The organism is Conyzicola lurida, assembly GCF_014204935.1.
Classification (GTDB): Bacteria; Actinomycetota; Actinomycetes; order Actinomycetales; family Microbacteriaceae; genus Conyzicola; species Conyzicola lurida.
This window is the reverse complement of the sequence record NZ_JACHMJ010000001.1, coordinates 2,888,189-2,905,341: the sequence shown is the minus strand read 5'-3', so window position 1 is coordinate 2,905,341 and position 17,153 is coordinate 2,888,189. Positions and strand designations below refer to the sequence as shown.

Here is a 17,153-nt window from a genome sequence, read left to right as displayed (position 1 = left end):
CGCACCGAGCGCGGTGAGCAAGGTCGGCTCGTCCCTGAGCCACATCGTTACCGACCTCGGCAAGAACGGCATCTTCCTCGCGCTCATCGCCGTGGTCGTGCTGTTCCAGATCCTGACCAACGGCATCCTGCTGCGCCCGCAGAACATCTCCAACCTGATCGTGCAGAACGGGTACATCCTGATCCTCGCGATCGGCATGGTGATGGTGATCGTCGCCGGCCACATCGACCTCTCGGTCGGTTCGGTCGCCGCGTTCATCGGCGCCATTTCGGGCGTGCTCACCGTGAAAATGGGTATCGAGTGGTGGATCGCCATCATCATCTCGCTGCTCATCGGAGCTCTGGTGGGAGCGTGGCAGGGCTTCTGGGTCGCCTACGTGGGCATACCGGCGTTCATCGTGACGCTGGCAGGCATGCTGATATTCCGCGGGCTCGCGCTCGTGGTGCTCGGCAACACGAACATCGGCTCGTTCCCCGAGGGGTACCGCGCGCTGGGTAACGGCTTCCTGACAGACCTGTTCGGCGAGTTCGAGATCGACCCGTTCACGCTCGGCATCGGCGTGATCGCGATCGTGGCGTTCATTGTGCAGCAGTTCCGCACCCGTTCGGGCCGCCAGAGCTACGCGCAGGAGGTCGAGCCGATCGCCTGGTTCATCGGCAAGCTCGTGCTCGTGTCGGTCGCGATCTTCGCGATCTCGTGGGCGCTCGCCAGCTTCAAGGGCATCCCGATCACGCTGATCATCCTCGCGGTGCTCGTGCTGGTCTACGGCATCGTCACCAACCGCAGCGTGTTCGGCCGCCACATCTACGCGATCGGCGGCAACCGCCACGCGGCAGAGCTCAGCGGTGTGAAGACCAAGAAGGTCGACTTCTTCATCTTCGTCAACATGGGCTTCCTCGCGGCGCTCGCCGGACTCGTCTTCACGGCCCGCCTCAACCTCGCGGGACCGAAGGCCGGCGACGGCTTCGAGCTCGAGGCGATCTCCGCGGCCTTCATCGGCGGCGCGGCGGTGCAGGGCGGCGTCGGAACCATCGGCGGCGCGATCATCGGTGGTCTCATCATCGGTGTGCTCAACAACGGAATGTCGATCCTCGGCATCGGCATCGAGTGGCAGCAGACCGTCAAGGGTCTCGTGCTGCTGCTCGCCGTCGCGTTCGACGTCTTCAACAAGCGTCGGGCGGGCGGCCGCTAACCCGGTCTCACCTCGCGGCACTGAATGACGATCGCGTCCGAATTTTCGGGCGCGATCGTCATTTTCGCGCGCGGTGCGAGTGTGCGACGCTCAGCGTCGTCGACCACGCGCAGATTTGGGATGTCGCGGCTGAGGTTTGTGGCGCACGCGGCCGCACGAGCCTCAGCGGGCTCCGCAAACCTCCGCGCGCGCGGGCGGGGAGGCCGCGCGTGCGGGGAGGCCGCGCACGCTGGCGGGGAGGCGGCGCGACCCCGTTGAGAACCTTCACATCGGACGGGGCGGGGCGCCGGCCGCGGCATCCGCCCGTCTGGGTCTCTGCATTGCAGGGCCGGGGGCCGTTACCGAACCGTGATATTTGGCCGTTGTCGTCCGACAATTGTGAGCGCTAACATCACAACCAACCAGAACGGACTGGTTGGCCGGGTGCGTCCCGTGTGGGGAAGCGACCACGCGGCTCGGAACACTGAACAAGGAGGTTTAGTCGATGAAGAAACTCATTGGAGCCGCGGCCGTCGGCGCGCTGCTCATAGCTCTCACCGGGTGCTCGGGCGGTGACGGGGGCGGCGGCGCGGCAGGCAGCGACGACCTCCTGGTCGGCTTCTCGCAGGTCGGCGCCGAGAGCGGTTGGCGCACCGCCAACACCACCTCGATCCAGACCGCGTTCGAAGACGCGGGCATCGAGCTCAAGTTCTCCGACGCGCAGGGCAAGCAGGAGAACCAGATCAAGGCGATCCGATCCTTCATCCAGCAGCAGGTCGACGTGATCGCGTTCTCGCCGGTCGTCGAATCGGGCTGGGACACCGTGCTCAAGGAGGCCAAGGAGGCCGGCATCCCGGTGGTGCTCACCGACCGCTCGGTCGACTCCGAAGACGACTCACTCTACGAGTCGTTCCTCGGCTCCGACTTCATCGTCGAGGGCGAGCGCGCGGGCGAGTGGGTGAACACCGAGTTCGCCGACGCCGACAAGGTCAACATCGTCGAACTGCAGGGCACCACGGGAGCGGCTCCGGCCAACGACCGTGCCGAGGGCTTCCGCAACGTCGTCACCGATCCGAAGTTCGAGATCATCGCGAGCCAGACGGGCGACTTCACGCGGGCCGGCGGCAAGGAGGTCATGGAGGCGTTCCTGCAGGCCAACCCCGACATCGACCTCGTCTACGCGCACAACGACGACATGGGTCTCGGCGCGATCGAGGCGATCGAGGCGGCCGGTCTGGTTCCCGGACAGGACATCAAGATCGTCACCGTGGACGCCGTGAAAGACGGCATGACGGCGCTGAGCGAGGGCAAGATCAACTTCATCGTCGAGTGCTCGCCGCTCCTCGGCCCGCAGCTCGTCGAGATCGCCGAGGCGGTCGCGGCGGGCGAGACCGTGGAGAAGCGCATCGTCACGGAGGAGGGCACCTTCACCCAGGAGCAGGCCATCGAGGCCCTGCCCGACCGTCAGTACTAGAAGCACGACGCACCACCGGTGGGGCCGACGCGAGTCGGCCCCACCGCACCACCTGAGTCTCAACGAAGAGGACAGCCGAATGACGACAATCCCCACGCCCAGTGCCCGAACGGATGCCGCGGCCGAGGCCCTCGCACCGATCATCCAGATGCACGACATCTCCATATCGTTCCCGGGCGTCAAGGCCCTCGACTCGGTGAGTTTCCGCATGTTCCCCGGCGAGGTGCACTCGCTCATGGGCGAGAACGGCGCGGGCAAGTCGACGCTCATCAAGGCGCTGACCGGCGTCTACGAGATCGACAGCGGCACCATGACGCTGGCGGGGGAGACCCTCTCGATCTCCACGCCCGCGCAAGCTCAGGCCGCCGGTATCAGCACCGTCTACCAGGAGGTCAACCTCCTGCCCAATCTCTCCGTGGCCGAGAACATCATGCTCGGCCGCGAACCCCGGCGCCTCGGCACCATCGACTGGCGGGCGATGCGCGCCCGCGCGGCCGAACTGCTCGCCCGCCTCAACCTCGACATCGACCCAGGCTCGCTGCTCAGCTCGCACTCGCTCGCGGTGCAGCAGCTCGTCGCGATCGCCCGTGCCACCGACGTCGACGCGAAGGTGCTGATCCTCGACGAACCGACGTCGAGCCTCGACGCCGACGAGGTGTCGGAGCTCTTCCGCGTCATCCGGAATCTCAAGGAACAGGGTGTCGCCATCCTGTTCGTCTCGCACTTTCTCGACCAGGTCTACGAGATCTCCGACCGGCTCACCGTGCTGCGCAACGGCTCGCTCGTCGGCGAGTACCTCACGCGCGAACTGCTGCGGATCGAACTCGTGCACAAGATGATCGGCAAGGAGCTCGCCACGCTCGAGAGTCTCGAGAGCAAGACCCGCGCGGCCGCGGTCGAGGGCGCCGAGGTGGAGGTGCCGTACTTCGAGGCGGTGGGGCTCGGTCGCAAGGGCTCGGTCGAGCCGACCGACCTGGCGATCCGCGAGGGCGAGGTCGTCGGACTCGCCGGACTGCTCGGCTCGGGCCGCACCGAGATCGCCCGGCTCATCACCGGTGCCGACCGTCCCGACAGCGGCGAGAGCTTCGTGCGCGGTGTGCGCAAGCGGCTGCGCACACCGCGCGTCGCGCTGCGCGACCGCATCGCCTACTCGTCGGAGGACCGCAAGCGCGAGGGCATCGTCGAGGAGCTCAGCGTGCGCGACAACATCGTGCTCGCGCTGCAGGCCGACCGTGGCTGGTTCCGACGCATCTCGCGCAAGCGCCAGGACGAGCTCGCGCAGAGCTACATCTCGGCGCTCGGCATCCGCCCGGCCAACCCGGACGCGCTCGTGCGCAACCTCAGCGGCGGCAACCAGCAGAAGGTGCTGCTCGCCCGGTGGCTCGCGGTCGCCCCGCGCCTGCTGGTGCTCGACGAGCCCACCCGCGGCATCGACGTCGGTGCCAAGGCCGAGATCCAGAAGCTCGTGTCGAACCTCGCCGAGGAGGGCATGGCCGTGCTGTTCATCTCGGCCGAGCTCGAGGAGGTGTTACGCCTCAGCCACCGCATCGCGGTGATGCGCGACCGGCGCAAGGTCGCCGACCTGCCGAACGAAGACGTGACCGTCGGCGAAATCATGGGACTCATCGCGAGCGGAGCGGACGCATGAAACTACGAGACCTTCCCCGGGCCCGGCTGTTCTGGCCGATCGTCGCGCTCGTCGCGCTGCTGCTGCTCAACGTCATCGTCTCGCCGGGCTTCTTCGAGATCGAGGTGCACGACGGCCACCTGTTCGGCAGCCTGATCGACATCCTGCGCAACGGCGCGCCCACGCTGCTCGTCGCGCTCGGCATGACGCTCGTCATCGCGACCCGCGGCATCGACCTCTCGGTGGGCGCCGTCGTCGCCATCGCCGGCGCGCTCGCCTGCACGATCATCGCCGACTCGCCCACGCCCGACAGCCTCACCACCGTGCTCGGCGCCGTCGCGATCGCCGTGCTGTTCTCGCTCGTTCTCGGCGCGTGGAACGGCCTGCTCGTCGCGGTGTTCGGCATCCAGCCGATCATCGCCACGCTCATCCTGATGACGGCCGGCCGCGGCATCGCGATGCTGATCACCGAGGGCCAGATCATCACCGTGTCGAGCGCCCCCTACAAGGTGATCGGCGCCGGCTACTGGTTCGGCCTGCCCGCGTCGATCGTGATCGCCGGGGTGATGTTCGCGGTCGCCGCGCTGCTCACCCGCAAGACCGCGCTCGGTCTGCTGATCGAGTCGGTCGGCATCAACCCGGTGGCCTCGCGCCTCGCCGGGGTGCGCTCGCGCGGCATCATCTGGGTCGTCTACGTGTTCAGCGCGCTCTGCGCCGCGGTCGCGGGCCTGATGATCTCGTCGAACGTCACGGCCGCCGACGCCAACAGCGCGGGTCTCTACATAGAGATGGATGCCATCCTGGCGGTCGTGATCGGAGGCACGTCTCTCGCGGGCGGTCGCTACTCGCTCACGGGGACGCTGGTCGGAGCGTTCGTGATCCGGACCCTCACCGCCACCGTCTACACGGTCGGAATCCCGCCGTCGGTCACCCTCGTCTTCAAGGCGCTCGTGGTGATCGCGGTCTGCCTGCTGCAGTCGCCCGTGCTGCAGGAGAAGCTGCGCTACCGCCGCAGCACCACCCCGAAGGAGGCGCTCGCGTCATGACCACCATCGTCTCCACCTCCGCCCGCCGCGGCCGGGACCTGCTCGGCAGCCGCTACACGCCCGTGCTCGTCACGCTCGTGCTGCTCGTCGTCGTCTTCCTCGTCGGCGCCAGCCAGTACCGCGGCTTCGCCTCGACCCAGGTGGTCGCGAACCTGTTCGTCGACAACGCGTTCCTGATCGTGCTCGCCGTCGGCATGACGTTCGTCATCCTCACCGGCGGCATCGACCTGTCGGTCGGCTCGGTCGTGGCGCTCTCCACCATGATCGCGGCGACCCTCGCCCGGGACGGCTGGCCCCCGCTCGCCGTGATCCTCGTGGTGCTGGTGACCACGTCGACGCTCGGTCTGCTCGTCGGCCTCGTCATCCACTACTTCGAGATCCAGCCGTTCATCGCCACGCTCGCCGCCATGTTCCTCGCCCGCGGGCTCTGCTACGTGATCAGCCTCGACTCGATCTCGATCACCGACCCGTGGTTCACGGCGATGGCGCAGACGCGCATCCCCCTCGCGCCGGGGCTCGCCATCACGCCGAGCGTCATCGTGGCGGCGGTCGTCGTGGTCGTGGCGTTCGGCGTGCTGCACTACTCGCGGCTCGGCCGCACGGTCTACGCGATCGGCGGCGGCGAGCACTCGGCCGTGCTGATGGGCCTGCCGGTTCCGCGGACCAAGGTGCTGGTCTACGTCATCAGCGGATTCTGCTCCGGTATCGCCGGCATCCTCTTCACCTTCTATACGCTCTCGGGCTACAGCCTCACCGCCGTGGGTATGGAGCTCGACGCGATCGCGGCGGTCGTGATCGGCGGAACGCTGCTCACCGGCGGATACGGTTTTGTGCTCGGGTCGCTGCTCGGGGTGCTGCTCCTCGGCGTCATCCAGACCATCATCAGCTTCGAGGGCACCCTCAGTTCGTGGTGGACGAAGATCGTGATCGGCTCGCTGCTGCTGGTGTTCATCGTGCTGCAGCGGCTGCTCACGGCGAGACGGCGCTGATCGCGGCATCCATAATGAAGTAACGCGGCGCAGCCGCCGACCGGGAAGCAGACCAGGCTGGTGAGTACGGAAGACAGGGCACGCGTCGCGAACATTTTCGACGTTGCGCGGCTCGCGGGGGTGTCGCACCAGACCGTCTCGCGCGTGCTCAACGACCTGCCGAACGTGCGGCCGGCGACGCGGGTGCGGGTCGAGGACGCGATCAAGCAGTTGCGCTACCGGCCGTCGACCGCCGCCCGATCGCTCGTCACGCGGCGCTCGCGCACGATCGGCCTGATCACCACCGGCAACCCGGACTACGGACCGTCGAGCATCCTGCTCGGGTTCACCGAGGCCGCCCGAAACGCCCGGTACCTGGTCAGCATTTCGAGCATGCTCGAGACGGATGTCGCGTCCATGCGCGCCGCCGTGGAACTGCTGCTCAGCCAGAACGTCGAGGCGATCGTGCTGATCGCGGCGCACCGGGGAGCGCTCGAGGCGATCCAGGGCATCGACCTCGGGGTGCCGCTGATCGCGGTCGAGTCGAGCGGGCGCGTGGGCTTCCACTCGGTGTCGATCGACCAGTTCCGCGGTGCGTACGACGCCACGTCACACCTCATCGCACTGGGACACACCCGTATCGCGCACGTCGCCGGGCCGGACGACTCGATGGACGCGACCGAGCGGGTGCGCGGCTGGCAGGCGGCGCTGTCGGAGCACGGGCTCGTCGCGCGCGAACCGCTGCTCGGCGACTGGAGCCCGGCGAGCGGGTTCGCGCGCGGACTCGAGCTGCCGCCCGAGTTCACCGCGGTGTTCAGCGCCAACGACCAGATGGCGCTGGGGCTGATGCACGCGCTGCAGACGCGGGGCATCCGGGTGCCGCACGACGTGAGCGTGGTCGGCTTCGACGACATCCCCGAGGCGGAGCACTTCACGCCGCCGCTCACCACGATCCGCCAGGACTTCGCCGAGCTCGGACGCACCGTCATGTCGACGCTGCTCGAGGTGATCCTCGACACGTCGGTCGCGGAGGCCGCGCACCCCGTGCCGACCCTGGTCGAGCGCGAGTCGACGGCGCGGCCCCTCGCAGCGGATTGAGCGTGTCGAAAGCCCGCGGGGTTCCGACGAGCTCAACCCGCTAGAGGGGGGTGTGCGGCGCTCAGCGTCGTCGAGCGCGCTGAGGTTCGCGCGGGGCGCGCTGCGGTTTGTCGCGCACGCGCGTGTGCGAACGGGCGCGTGCGCGACACACCTCAGCGCGGAATCAGGCGGCCGTCACCGTCACCCGCGCGTGCAGCGCGCGGGTGTGGTCCACGTGGCGCGGCGGGCCGGTCAGCGTCGTAGTGGACGCGAACACGGTGTCGCCGGCCGAGCGTGCGAACCGCAGCTCGATGTCACCCGGTTCCACGATGCGCGAGCCGTCGCGGCCGGTGAACTGGGCGAGATCAGCCGGGACCCGGAAGGAGACGCGGGCACTGTCGCCCGCGCCCAGCGTCACCCGCGCGTACCCGACCAGCCGCTGCGCGGGTCGCACCACCGAGGCCACCGGGTCGTGCAGGTAGACCTGCACGACCTCGACGCCCGGGCGTCCCGACCCGTTGTGCAGCACGAGCGAGGCCTCGGCAGCGCCATCCGTCGCCGTCTCGGTCGCCCCCGGGGTGAACTCGCGCCACTCGAACGGTGTGTAGGAGAGGCCGTGCCCGAAGGGGAACGCGGCGGTCGGGTCGATGTTCGATACGCCGCTGCGCCGGGCGAGCGGTGCCGCGAGGTAGGTCGTCGGCTGCGTGCCGGCGAGCGTGGGGATGCTGACCGGGAGGCGGCCGCTCGGGTTGACGCGGCCGCTGAGCACTCCGGCGATCGCGCCGGCACCCTCCTCGCCGGGGAAGAACGTCTGCACGATGGCGGCGGCGTCGGTCGCCGCGGCCCCGAGCGCGTAGGGGCGTCCGGCGAGCAGGGTGACGACGACCGGGGTACCGGTCGCGAGCAGCGCGTCGAGCAACTGCTGCTGAGCGCCGGGCAGCCGTAGCGACTCGGCGTCGCAGCCCTCGCCGCTCGTGCCGCGGCCGAACAGCCCGGCGCGGTCGCCGAGCGCGACCACCACGACGTCGGAGTCGCGGGCCAGGGCGACCGCCGCCGCGAACCCGTCGGTGACGAAGTCGTCGACACCCGTGCCGTGCTCGAACGCGACGGCGCTCGCCGGGAACTCCTCGCGCACGGCGTCGAGCACGGTGGGCAGCGCGATGCCGACGGGCCAGTCGGGATGCTGCGTTCCGACGTGCGACGGGAAGGAGTAGCAGCCGAGCAGGGCGTACGGGTCGTCGCTGTTCGGCCCGATCACGGCGATGCGGCCCGGTTTCGCCAGCGGCAGCGCGCCGTCGTTCGACAGGAGCACGACCGACTGCTCCGCGATCTGCCGGGCGAGCGCTCGGTTCTGAGACGAATCGAGGTCGAGGGCGGCGGTGTCGACGACGGGGGAGTAGTCCGCGTCGAGCAAGCCGAGCTCCGCCTTCTGGGCGAGCACCCTCCGCAGGGCGCGGTCGACCAGCGCCTCGTCGAGGACACCGGCCGCCACCGCCGCGCGCAGCGGCTCGCCGAACGTCTTGACGGTCGGGAGCTCGACGTCGACGCCCGCCGTGATGGCGAGAGCCGCGGCATCCGACCACGACCCGGCGACGCCGTGCAGGAGTTTCAGAAAGGCGACGCCGAAGTAGTCGGCGACCACGGTGCCGGTGAAGCCCCAGGTGTCGCGCAGCAGGCCGGTGAGCAGGGTGGCGTCGGAGGCGGACGGTATGCCGTCGATGTCGGTGTAGGCGTGCATCACCGAGCGGGCGCCGCCCTCGCGCAGCGCCATCTCGAAGGGCGGCAGCAGCACGTCGTTGACCTCGCGGCTGCCCATCGAGACGGGGGCGAGGTTGCGGCCGGCCTTCGACGCGGAGTAGCCGACGAAGTGCTTGAGCGTCGCGACGATGCCGGTGCTTTCGAGGCCGCGCACGTAGGCGGTGGCGACGGTGGCGACGAGGTACGGGTCTTCGCCGATCGTCTCCTCGACGCGTCCCCACCGCGCGTCGCGCACCACGTCGAGCACGGGCGCGAGACCCTGATGCACGCCGACCGAGCGCATGTCGACGCCGATGCGGGCGGCCATCCGCTCGACGAGGGCGGGGTCGAAGGTGGCACCCCACGCCAGCGGCACGGGGTAGGCGGTGGCTCCCCACGCGGCGAAGCCGGCGAGACACTCCTCGTGGGCGACGGCCGGGATGCCGAACCGGTTCGCGCGGACGATGCGCTGCTGGGTGCGCTGCAGCGAGAGCGCGCCCATCGCGGGTTCGACCGGCGCGGACCCGAAGGGCCGCGTCAGCTGGCCGAGACCGCTGGGCAGCAGTTCGTCGAGATCGACCGCGTCGTCCATGTCGTGCTGGTGCGGGGCGACCTCGCCGCCGTCGGTGGCGGCGCCGACCCAGACGCCGTAGAGCTGCGCGACTTTCTCATCGAGCGTCATCGCCGCGACGAGCGCCGAGACGCGCTGTTCGACCGGCAGGGAGTCGTCGTTCCACGGGCCGGAGACCCGGGGCAGCACGGCGCTCATCCCTTCACCGATCCGGTGAGCCCGCCGACGATGTGGCGCTCGGCGAAGATGAAGAACACCAGCGCCGGCACGATCGAGAGCGCGGTGAAGGCGAGGATCGACGCGGTGTCCTGCGAGTACTGCGACTGGAAGGTCGCGACCCCGAGGGGCAGAGTGAAGTTCGCCGGGTTGTTGAACACGAGCAACGGCAGCAGGTAGCCGTTCCAACTGGTGATGAAGGCGAGCACCGACACCGTCACGAGCGCGGGTCGGGAGAGCGGGAGCAGGATCCGCCAGAAGAACCCGAGTCTCGTCGCGCCGTCGACGACCGCGGCATCCTCGATTTCTGTCGGAATCGCGGCCATAAAGGGCCGCAGGATGATGATCGTGACGGGCAACGCGAATGCGGCCTGTGGCAGCGCGACGCCCACCCACGACTCGAGCAGGTGCAGCTGGCGCAGCAACAGGTAGACGGGAAGGATCGCCACCCCGAGCGGGAAGAGCAGCCCGACCGTGAACATCGAGTAGATCGCCTCCCGGCCGCGGAACTGGTAGCGGGAGAGCGCGAACGCGGCCATCGAGCCCAGGTCGACCGCGACGGCGGTGGACGAGACCGAGACGAGCGCGCTGTTGCCGAGGAAGCGCCAGAACGACTCGGAGCCGAGGATGTTCGCGTAGTTGGTGAACACCCACGGCGACGGCAGGCCCGCCGGGTCGCTGTTGATCTGGGCGTTGGTGCGGAACCCGCCGAGGATCACGAACAGCAGAGGCGCGACGGTGACGCCGACGATGAGCAGTGCGGCGAGGTAGCGCACGGGCGTCATGGAGGTGAACCGCCGGGAGGCCGGGGAAACGGTGGTGGCGGTCATGTCACTCGACCCTTCCGGTGATGGCGCCCTGCGTGTCGCGGCGGAGGGCGAAGCGCTGGTAGAACAGCGCGAAGACGAAGCAGATGACGAAGAGGATGATCGCGACGGCACTGCCGAAACCGAATTCGTAGCGGCGGAAGCCGCGGTCGATCAGGTAGCTGGCCATGGTCGTCGACGCACCGCCCGGTCCGCCGAGCGTCATGATCCAGACCAGGTCGAAGAGCTGCAGCGAGCCGATGATCGAGAGGAAGATCCAGATGCGGATGGTCGGTCCGAGCAGCGGCAGCACGATCAGCCGGGTGGTCTGCCACCCGCTGGCGCCGTCGATGGATGCCGCCTCCCGCAACTCGTCGGGAACTCCCTGCAGCCCCGCGAGGAAGAGGATGATGCCGAAGCCGATGTACTTCCAGGTGATGACCGCGAACAGCGTGAACATCACGACGTTCTGGTCGGCGAGCCAGAGCTGTACGAGGCCGCCGAGGCCGGCGCCCTCGAGGAGCCCGTCGACGACGCCGTGCGGCTGGAGCAGCGACAGCCAGATGACGGCGGTGACCGCCTCCGACAGCACGTAGGGCGTGAAGACGAGCAGGCGCAGCGCGGTGCGACCGCGGATCTTGCCGTTCAGCAGCAGGGCGAGCGCGATGCTCAGCGGCAACTGCACGACGAGCGACGCGACGACGATGAACAGGTTGTGTCCGATCGCGCCCTGGAAGAGCGGGTCGCCGAGCGCCTTGGTGTAGTTGTCGAGACCGACGAAGTCGACGAGAGGACCGAAGCCGTTCCAGTCGAAGAGGCTGTAGTAGCCGGCCGCGATGAGCGGCAGGAAGACGAAGGCGACGAAGAGCACGGTCGCCGGCCCGATCAGGATCAGCAGTTCGAGCCGCTTGCGGAGGTGGGAACGGCGGCGGGGAGGCGTCGTCGAGGAGGTCGACGGCGAGCCCGCCGCCGCCGCGACGTCGGTCGTCGCGGCGGCGGTGGTGGCGCTCATCGTTACCGGGCCGCCTCTACGGCCTCGGCCACCGAGGTCGCGGTGCCCTCGCCGTTGAACAGGTTGGCGACCGCGTCGTTGAGCGCGGAGCCGACCCCGGTCGGCAGGGCGATGTCGAAGTAGACCTGCACGTAGGCCGCGTCGGTGTTGAAGTCGTAGATCGACTTGACCACCGGGTCGGTGATCGACTCGGCCGCAGCCTCGTTCACGGGGATCGTCGCGACGCTCGCCTCGACGAGCTTCTTCTGGATGTCGTCGCTGGAGAGGAAGTGCAGGAAGTCGACGCACTCCTCCACGTGCTCCTGCGTGCAGGAGAAACCGTCGCCGCCGCCGACCGTCGCGCTGGGGTCGCCCTCGCCGCCGTCGATAGCGGGGAACGGGAACCAGCCGAGCAGCGGGTCGAGGTCGGTGTCGGTGAGACCCTGCATGACCGACTTGTCCCAGGTGCCCTGCAGCTCCATGGCCACCTCGCCGTTTGCCACGAGGCCGGCCGAACTGCCCGCGCCCTGCTGTGCCGGCGTGCCGTTGAATCCGTCTTGGAACGGCTCGGTCGCGATGAAGTCGATCACGTCCTGGCCGGCCTTGGTAAAGCAGTCGTCGGAGAGGTCGGCGTCGGCCAGGCCCTTCTTCAGCACGTCCTCGCCGCACTCCCGCAGCGCGAAGGCGTTGTAGTAGAACGCGTCGGGCCAGCGGTCCTTGCCGCCCACCGCGATCGGGGGGATGCCGGCGGCCTTGAGCTTGTCGACCGCCTCGTCCAGCTCCTCCATCGTCGTCGGCACCGCGGTGATGCCGGCCTGGGCGAACAGGTCGGTGCGGTACCAGTAGCCGACGACGTGCATCGCATAGGGGATGCCGTACTGCGCGCCATCCACCTGCCAGTTGGCGGCGGCCGGCCCGAAGCCGTCGATCCAGTCCTTGGTCAGGTCGGTGATGTCGGCGACCTGGCCCGACTGCGCCTGGGTCGCGAGCAGCCCCCCGCCCTGGTTGAAGTAGATGTCCGGCGGGTTGTCGGAGGACAGGGCAAGAGGGATCTTCGTCGCGAAGTCCTCGTTCTGAATCGGCACCACCTCGATGCTGATGTCGGGGTTCTCGGCCTCGTACTCGTCGACCGCGTCCTGCCAGATGCCGAGGAGCGGGTCTGCCGTGCCGTTGTGCCAGAAGGTGAGCTCGGTCGTGCCGTCGCCGGAGTCGTCGCCCCCGCTGCAGGCGGACAGCGCGCCGATCGACATCACGGCCACCGCTCCCACCGCCACGTGCTTCCTGATGCTGCGCGTGTTCATCATTGAACGCCTCTCGAAAGTTTCGACAACAATGTCGAAAGTGATTAGGATGATCCGGAGTCTAGGCAGTACCGTGTGTTCCGCACAAGTTGTTTTGCACAACAAATACGAGATCGAGTAAAGATGACCGCTGCCGACGCCCCACTCGGGCGAGTGAAACTCAACGAATTGGCCGACGAGGCGGGCGTATCCCTGTCCACCGTGTCCAAGGTCCTGAACGGGCGGTCGGATGTCGCGGCCGCCACCCGCTCGCGGGTCGAGAGCATCCTCGACCGGCACGGCTACCAGCGCCGCACCGGTCCGGTCGGACGAAGCACCCTCGTCGAGTTGGTGTTCCCCGATCTGGACACCGTCTGGGCGATGGAGATCATCCGCGGCGTCGAGAACGTCGCGCGCGAGAACGGGTTGAGCGTCGTGGTCACCGAGTCGGGCACCCGGCACTCGCCGGCGCCCGACTGGATCGCGGGCGTGCTGCGCCGCCGCCCGGTGGGCGTCGTGCTGGTGTTCTCCGACCTCGCCGAGGAGTCGAAGGTGCAGCTGCGCTCACGCGCCATACCGTTCGTCGTGGTCGACCCGGCCGGCGACCCGGCACCCGACGTGCCGTCGGTCGGCTCCGCCAACTGGTCGGGCGGGCTCCAGGCGACGCGCCACCTGATCGAGCTCGGCCACTCGCGCATCGCGGCGATCACCGGACCCGACGACATGATGTGCTCGCACGCGCGCCTCGACGGCTTCCGGTCGGCGATGAACACCGCGGGCCTGCCAGTGGATGAGAGCCTCGTCGCCTACGGCGACTTCCACGTCGACGGCGGCCGTGAGAACGCGCGGGCCATGCTGAGTGCGCCCGACCGCCCCACCGCGATCTTCGCCGGCAGCGACCTGCAGGCACTCGGCGTGCTCGACGCCGCCCGGTCGCTCGGCATCGCGGTGCCGGCCGAGCTCTCGGTCGTGGGCTACGACGACCTGCAGCTCGCCCAGTGGTCGAGCCCGGCGCTGACCACCGTGCACCAGCCGCTCACCCGCATGGCGGAGGAGGCCGCGCGCATCGTGATCAGCCTCGCGGCAGCAGAGCCGGAGTCGACGCCCCGCATGGACCTCGCCACCCGGCTCGTGGTACGCGACAGCACCGCGCCGGTCGGCGGGGCGCCGGTCTAACCGGCCGCGTAGCCGACCTCGTCGAAGACGACCGGGCCGCCGCCGCGCGCGAACAGCCCGAGCCACACGCCGAGAAACCCGCCGGCCGACTGCGAGCTGAGGAAGCTGCCGTCGACCGCGGCGCAGAGCTCGCGCCGGGCGCCCTGCGCCGCCCAGAACTCGTAGCGCTGCCCGTGGGTCTCGACCGAGAGCGTCACCGGTCCCGGGCCTACCGCCACCTCGCCCAGGACCTCGGCCACGCCTCGCCGCGTGCGGGTCAGGGTCACCCGGCGCAGCGGATAGGCGGCGAGGGTGAAGGTCAGGTGGTCGGACTCGCTCTGGCGCACGGCCGGGCCCGCGGCATCCGTGCCCCTGAGCATGTCGCCGTCGACGGTCGCGCCGAAGCTGCAGTCGATGTGGCGTTGGCGCACGCCGACGAACGCGGGTGTGCCGATCTCGGCGAGCGGCGCGGCACTGGCGCGGAGGGTGACGCGGCGGGCGGTCACGTCGACGCGGGCGAAGGCGGGATCGCCGGTGCGGAGCTGCGTCCACTCGAGGGTACGGGGCATGTGCAGGGCCACGGCACGGGGTGGATCCGCCGGGACCACACCGGTGCCGGGCGCGAAGACCGGCCAGTCGTCCTCCCAGGACACCGGCACGCGGAACGTCTCCCGCCCGAGGTTCGCGTGGTGCCCGCCGTACGGCCGGGAGGCGAGCAGCAGCGCGACCCAGTCGCCGTCTGGCGCCACTACGAGGTCCGGGTGCCCGACGTTCGCGACCGGGTAGTCGCGGCCGAGGTGGCGGTGGGTGAGCACGGGATTCGCCGGGTTGCCGACGTACGGGCCGACGACGTCGCGGCTGCGCGCCACCGAGACCGCGTGGGTGAACTCGGTTCCGCCCTCGGAGGCGAGCAGGTAGTACCAGCCGCCGCGGCGGTAGAGGTGCGGGCCCTCGGCCCAGACCGCGCCGACGAGCGCGCCGTGCCAGAGCACCGTCTCGTCGCCGACGAGCGTCAGCGTCGCGGGGGCGAACTCACGCACCCAGACGTCGGTCTGATCGGGCCAGGCGGGCTCGGCGCTCGGACGAGCGGCGGTGAGCCAGACCCGTCCGTCGTCGTCGAAGAAGAGAGAAGGGTCGATGGATGTCGCGTCGCCCAGCCACACCGGATCCGACCACGTCCCCGCCGGATCCGAGGCGGTCACGACGAAGCTGCCGGTGCGCCCGGTTCCGCCGACCACGGTACACACGACGTACCAGATGCCCCCGTGGTGCCGGATGGTCGGCGCGAACAGGCCGCCCGACGACGGCACCGTGGAGAGATCGAGCTGGTCGGCACGGTCGATGACGTGCCCGACCTGCCTCCACGATTCGAGGTCCGTGCTGTGGAAGACCGGCAGCCCGGGGAAATACTCGAACGTCGACGTGACGAGGTAGTAGTCGTCGCCGACCCGTTCGACGCTGGGGTCGGGGTAGGTGCCGGCCAGGACGGGGTTAGGCACTCGCCACCGCGCGGTACTGCTCGCCGATCACCGCCGCCGTGCGCACCGGGTGCTCGACCGCGATCGCCGTCGACCACGCGGGCAGCTCGCCCGTCAGTGCCCAGCCGGCCTGCCGCGCCGCGCCCGCCGCCACGTACTCGCCGGGTTCGGGGATCGATACCGGCACGTCGAACACCTCGCTCGCGATCACCCCGACGGCCGCGTTCTGCGCCGCGCCGCCGACGAGCAGGATGCGCGACGCGGAGACGCCGCGGTCCCGCAGCGCGCCGAGACCGTCGGCGAGACCGCAGAGCAGGCCCTCGACCGCCGCGCGCGCGAGGTTCTCGCGGGTCGTCGAGGCCAGGGTCATTCCGAAGAGTGTGGCCGCGGCATCCGGCCTGTTCGGGGTCCTCTCGCCCTCGAAGTAGGGCTGCAGTACCAGGCCGCCCGAGCCGGGTTCCGCGGTGAGTGCGAGGGTGCCGAGCTCCTCGTGGCCGACGCCGAGCAGCCCCGCGACGACGTCGAGGATGCGCGCGGCGTTGAGCGTCGCGACGAGCGGCAGGAAGAGACCGGTCGCGTCGGCGAACCCGGCGACCGTGCCGGACTCGTCGCGGACGGCGGTCTCCGTGACGGCGAACACGGTGCCGCTCGTACCGATCGACACGACGACATCGCCCGCGGCCGCGCCGAGGCCGAGCGCGGCGCCCGCGTTGTCGCCGGCGCCGGCCCCCACGACGATCCCCGTCGCGCCTGCCCCTGCCGGTGTCGGAAATTCAGGAAGTCTGCCCACGGTACCGGCGTGCGCCCCCGGGGCGATCACGGTCGGCAGCACCAGCTCGTGGCCTTTTCCTGAATTTCCGAAAGCAGCGTCGAGCAGGGCGCGGTCGTAGGTCCCCGTCGCGGGGCTCCAGTAGGAGGTGCCGCTCGCGTCGGAGCGGTCGGTCGTGAGCTCGGCGAGCACCGGGCCGAGCGGGCTCTCGCCGGCCGGGCCGTAGCCGCGCAGCCGCCAGGTGAGCCAGTCGTGCGGCAGGGCGACCGCGGCCACCCGCGCGGCGTTCTGCGGTTCGTTCTGCTGCAGCCAGCGCAGCTTGGTGAGCGTGAAGCTCGCGACGGGCACCGATCCCGTGCGCTCCGCCAGGTCCGCGGCGCCGAACTCGGCGATCAGATCGGCGGCGGCACCGGCCGAGCGGGTGTCGTTCCAGAGCAGGGCGGGGCGGATGACGCGTCCCTCGCCGTCGAGCACGACCATGCCGTGCTGCTGCCCGGCGATCGAGATCGCCGCCACGTCGTCGAGGCCCCCGGCGTCCGTGATCGCGGCCACGAGCGCGGTCCACCACGCCGCGGGATCGACCTCGGTGCCGTCCGGGTGCGACGCCCTCCCGGTGCGCACCGTCGCGCCCGTTTCGAGGTCGCGCACGACGACCTTGCAGCTCTGGGTGGACGAGTCGACGCCGGCGACGAGGGTCATGGGGGCCTTTCTTGAGACGCGAGAGTGCAGTTGTGCACGGAATCGGGTGTCGAAACCGTGCACAACTGCACAATCGTGGGATCACGTG

The 17,153-nt window shown here is 69.7% G+C and carries 13 protein-coding genes; 7 read left to right on the top strand and 6 right to left on the bottom strand.

Features of this window, described 5'->3' with window-relative positions; genetic code table 11:
* Window positions 1-13 precede the first annotated feature (13 nt).
* The 6 genes from mmsB to HD599_RS14135 all read left to right on the top strand — a co-directional run bounded on the left by mmsB (window position 14) and on the right by HD599_RS14135 (window position 7,384).
* Window positions 14-1,192: a multiple monosaccharide ABC transporter permease gene (gene mmsB / locus HD599_RS14160; RefSeq protein WP_425489174.1), complete on the top strand. Its 1,179-nt coding sequence runs from the start codon at window positions 14-16 to the stop codon at window positions 1,190-1,192.
* 484 nt (window positions 1,193-1,676) lie between these two features.
* The gene (locus HD599_RS14155) at window positions 1,677-2,645 is read left to right on the top strand and encodes an ABC transporter substrate-binding protein (protein WP_184238677.1); all 969 of its coding nucleotides are present in this window, start codon (window positions 1,677-1,679) and stop codon (window positions 2,643-2,645) included.
* A gap of 79 nt (window positions 2,646-2,724) precedes the next feature.
* The gene (locus tag HD599_RS14150; RefSeq protein ID WP_184238675.1) at window positions 2,725-4,293 is read left to right on the top strand and encodes a sugar ABC transporter ATP-binding protein; all 1,569 of its coding nucleotides are present in this window, start codon (window positions 2,725-2,727) and stop codon (window positions 4,291-4,293) included.
* Window positions 4,290-5,318, top strand: a complete 1,029-nt coding sequence (locus tag HD599_RS14145; RefSeq protein WP_184238673.1) for an ABC transporter permease — start codon at window positions 4,290-4,292, stop codon at window positions 5,316-5,318. Before HD599_RS14150 ends, HD599_RS14145 begins: the two co-directional genes overlap by 4 nt.
* Window positions 5,315-6,307, top strand: coding sequence for a galactofuranose ABC transporter, permease protein YjfF (yjfF, locus tag HD599_RS14140; RefSeq protein WP_184238671.1), 993 nt, complete (start codon window positions 5,315-5,317; stop codon window positions 6,305-6,307). The genes HD599_RS14145 and yjfF overlap by 4 nt, the downstream gene beginning before the upstream one ends.
* A 60-nt stretch (window positions 6,308-6,367) precedes the next feature.
* Entirely contained in the window at window positions 6,368-7,384 is a 1,017-nt protein-coding gene (locus HD599_RS14135; RefSeq protein ID WP_184238669.1) for a substrate-binding domain-containing protein, read from the top strand.
* A 163-nt stretch (window positions 7,385-7,547) separates the two neighbouring features.
* On the opposite strand, the gene HD599_RS14130 is transcribed toward HD599_RS14135, so the two are convergent.
* Genes HD599_RS14130 through HD599_RS14115 form a run of 4 tightly spaced genes read right to left on the bottom strand, consistent with a single transcriptional unit; the run spans window position 7,548 to window position 12,988 of the window.
* Window positions 7,548-9,869: a beta-xylosidase/alpha-l-arabinosidase gene (locus tag HD599_RS14130; protein WP_184238667.1), complete on the bottom strand. Its 2,322-nt coding sequence runs from the start codon at window positions 9,867-9,869 to the stop codon at window positions 7,548-7,550.
* The gene (locus HD599_RS14125) at window positions 9,866-10,717 is read right to left on the bottom strand and encodes a carbohydrate ABC transporter permease (RefSeq protein WP_184238665.1); all 852 of its coding nucleotides are present in this window, start codon (window positions 10,715-10,717) and stop codon (window positions 9,866-9,868) included. Before HD599_RS14125 ends, HD599_RS14130 begins: the two co-directional genes overlap by 4 nt.
* A gap of 1 nt (window position 10,718) precedes the next feature.
* The gene (locus tag HD599_RS14120) at window positions 10,719-11,705 is read right to left on the bottom strand and encodes a carbohydrate ABC transporter permease (protein ID WP_184238663.1); all 987 of its coding nucleotides are present in this window, start codon (window positions 11,703-11,705) and stop codon (window positions 10,719-10,721) included.
* Window positions 11,706-11,707: 2 nt separating this feature from the next.
* Window positions 11,708-12,988, bottom strand: a complete 1,281-nt coding sequence (locus HD599_RS14115; protein WP_221420516.1) for an ABC transporter substrate-binding protein — start codon at window positions 12,986-12,988, stop codon at window positions 11,708-11,710.
* A 150-nt stretch (window positions 12,989-13,138) separates the two neighbouring features.
* Here HD599_RS14115 and HD599_RS14110 point away from each other — a divergent pair, with 150 nt between their 5' ends.
* On the top strand, window positions 13,139-14,140 hold the full coding sequence (locus HD599_RS14110) for a LacI family DNA-binding transcriptional regulator (protein WP_343062085.1): 1,002 nt from the start codon (window positions 13,139-13,141) through the stop codon (window positions 14,138-14,140).
* Here the strand turns inward: HD599_RS14110 and HD599_RS14105 are convergent.
* Together HD599_RS14105 and xylB are read right to left on the bottom strand one after the other, a co-directional pair.
* Complete coding sequence (locus HD599_RS14105; RefSeq protein WP_184238659.1) at window positions 14,137-15,618, bottom strand: family 43 glycosylhydrolase; 1,482 nt, start codon at window positions 15,616-15,618, stop codon at window positions 14,137-14,139. The two genes, HD599_RS14110 and HD599_RS14105, sit on opposite strands and share 4 nt — an antisense overlap.
* Entirely contained in the window at window positions 15,611-17,065 is a 1,455-nt protein-coding gene (gene xylB / locus HD599_RS14100; protein WP_184238657.1) for a xylulokinase, read from the bottom strand. The genes HD599_RS14105 and xylB overlap by 8 nt, the downstream gene beginning before the upstream one ends.
* Window positions 17,066-17,153 lie beyond the last annotated feature (88 nt).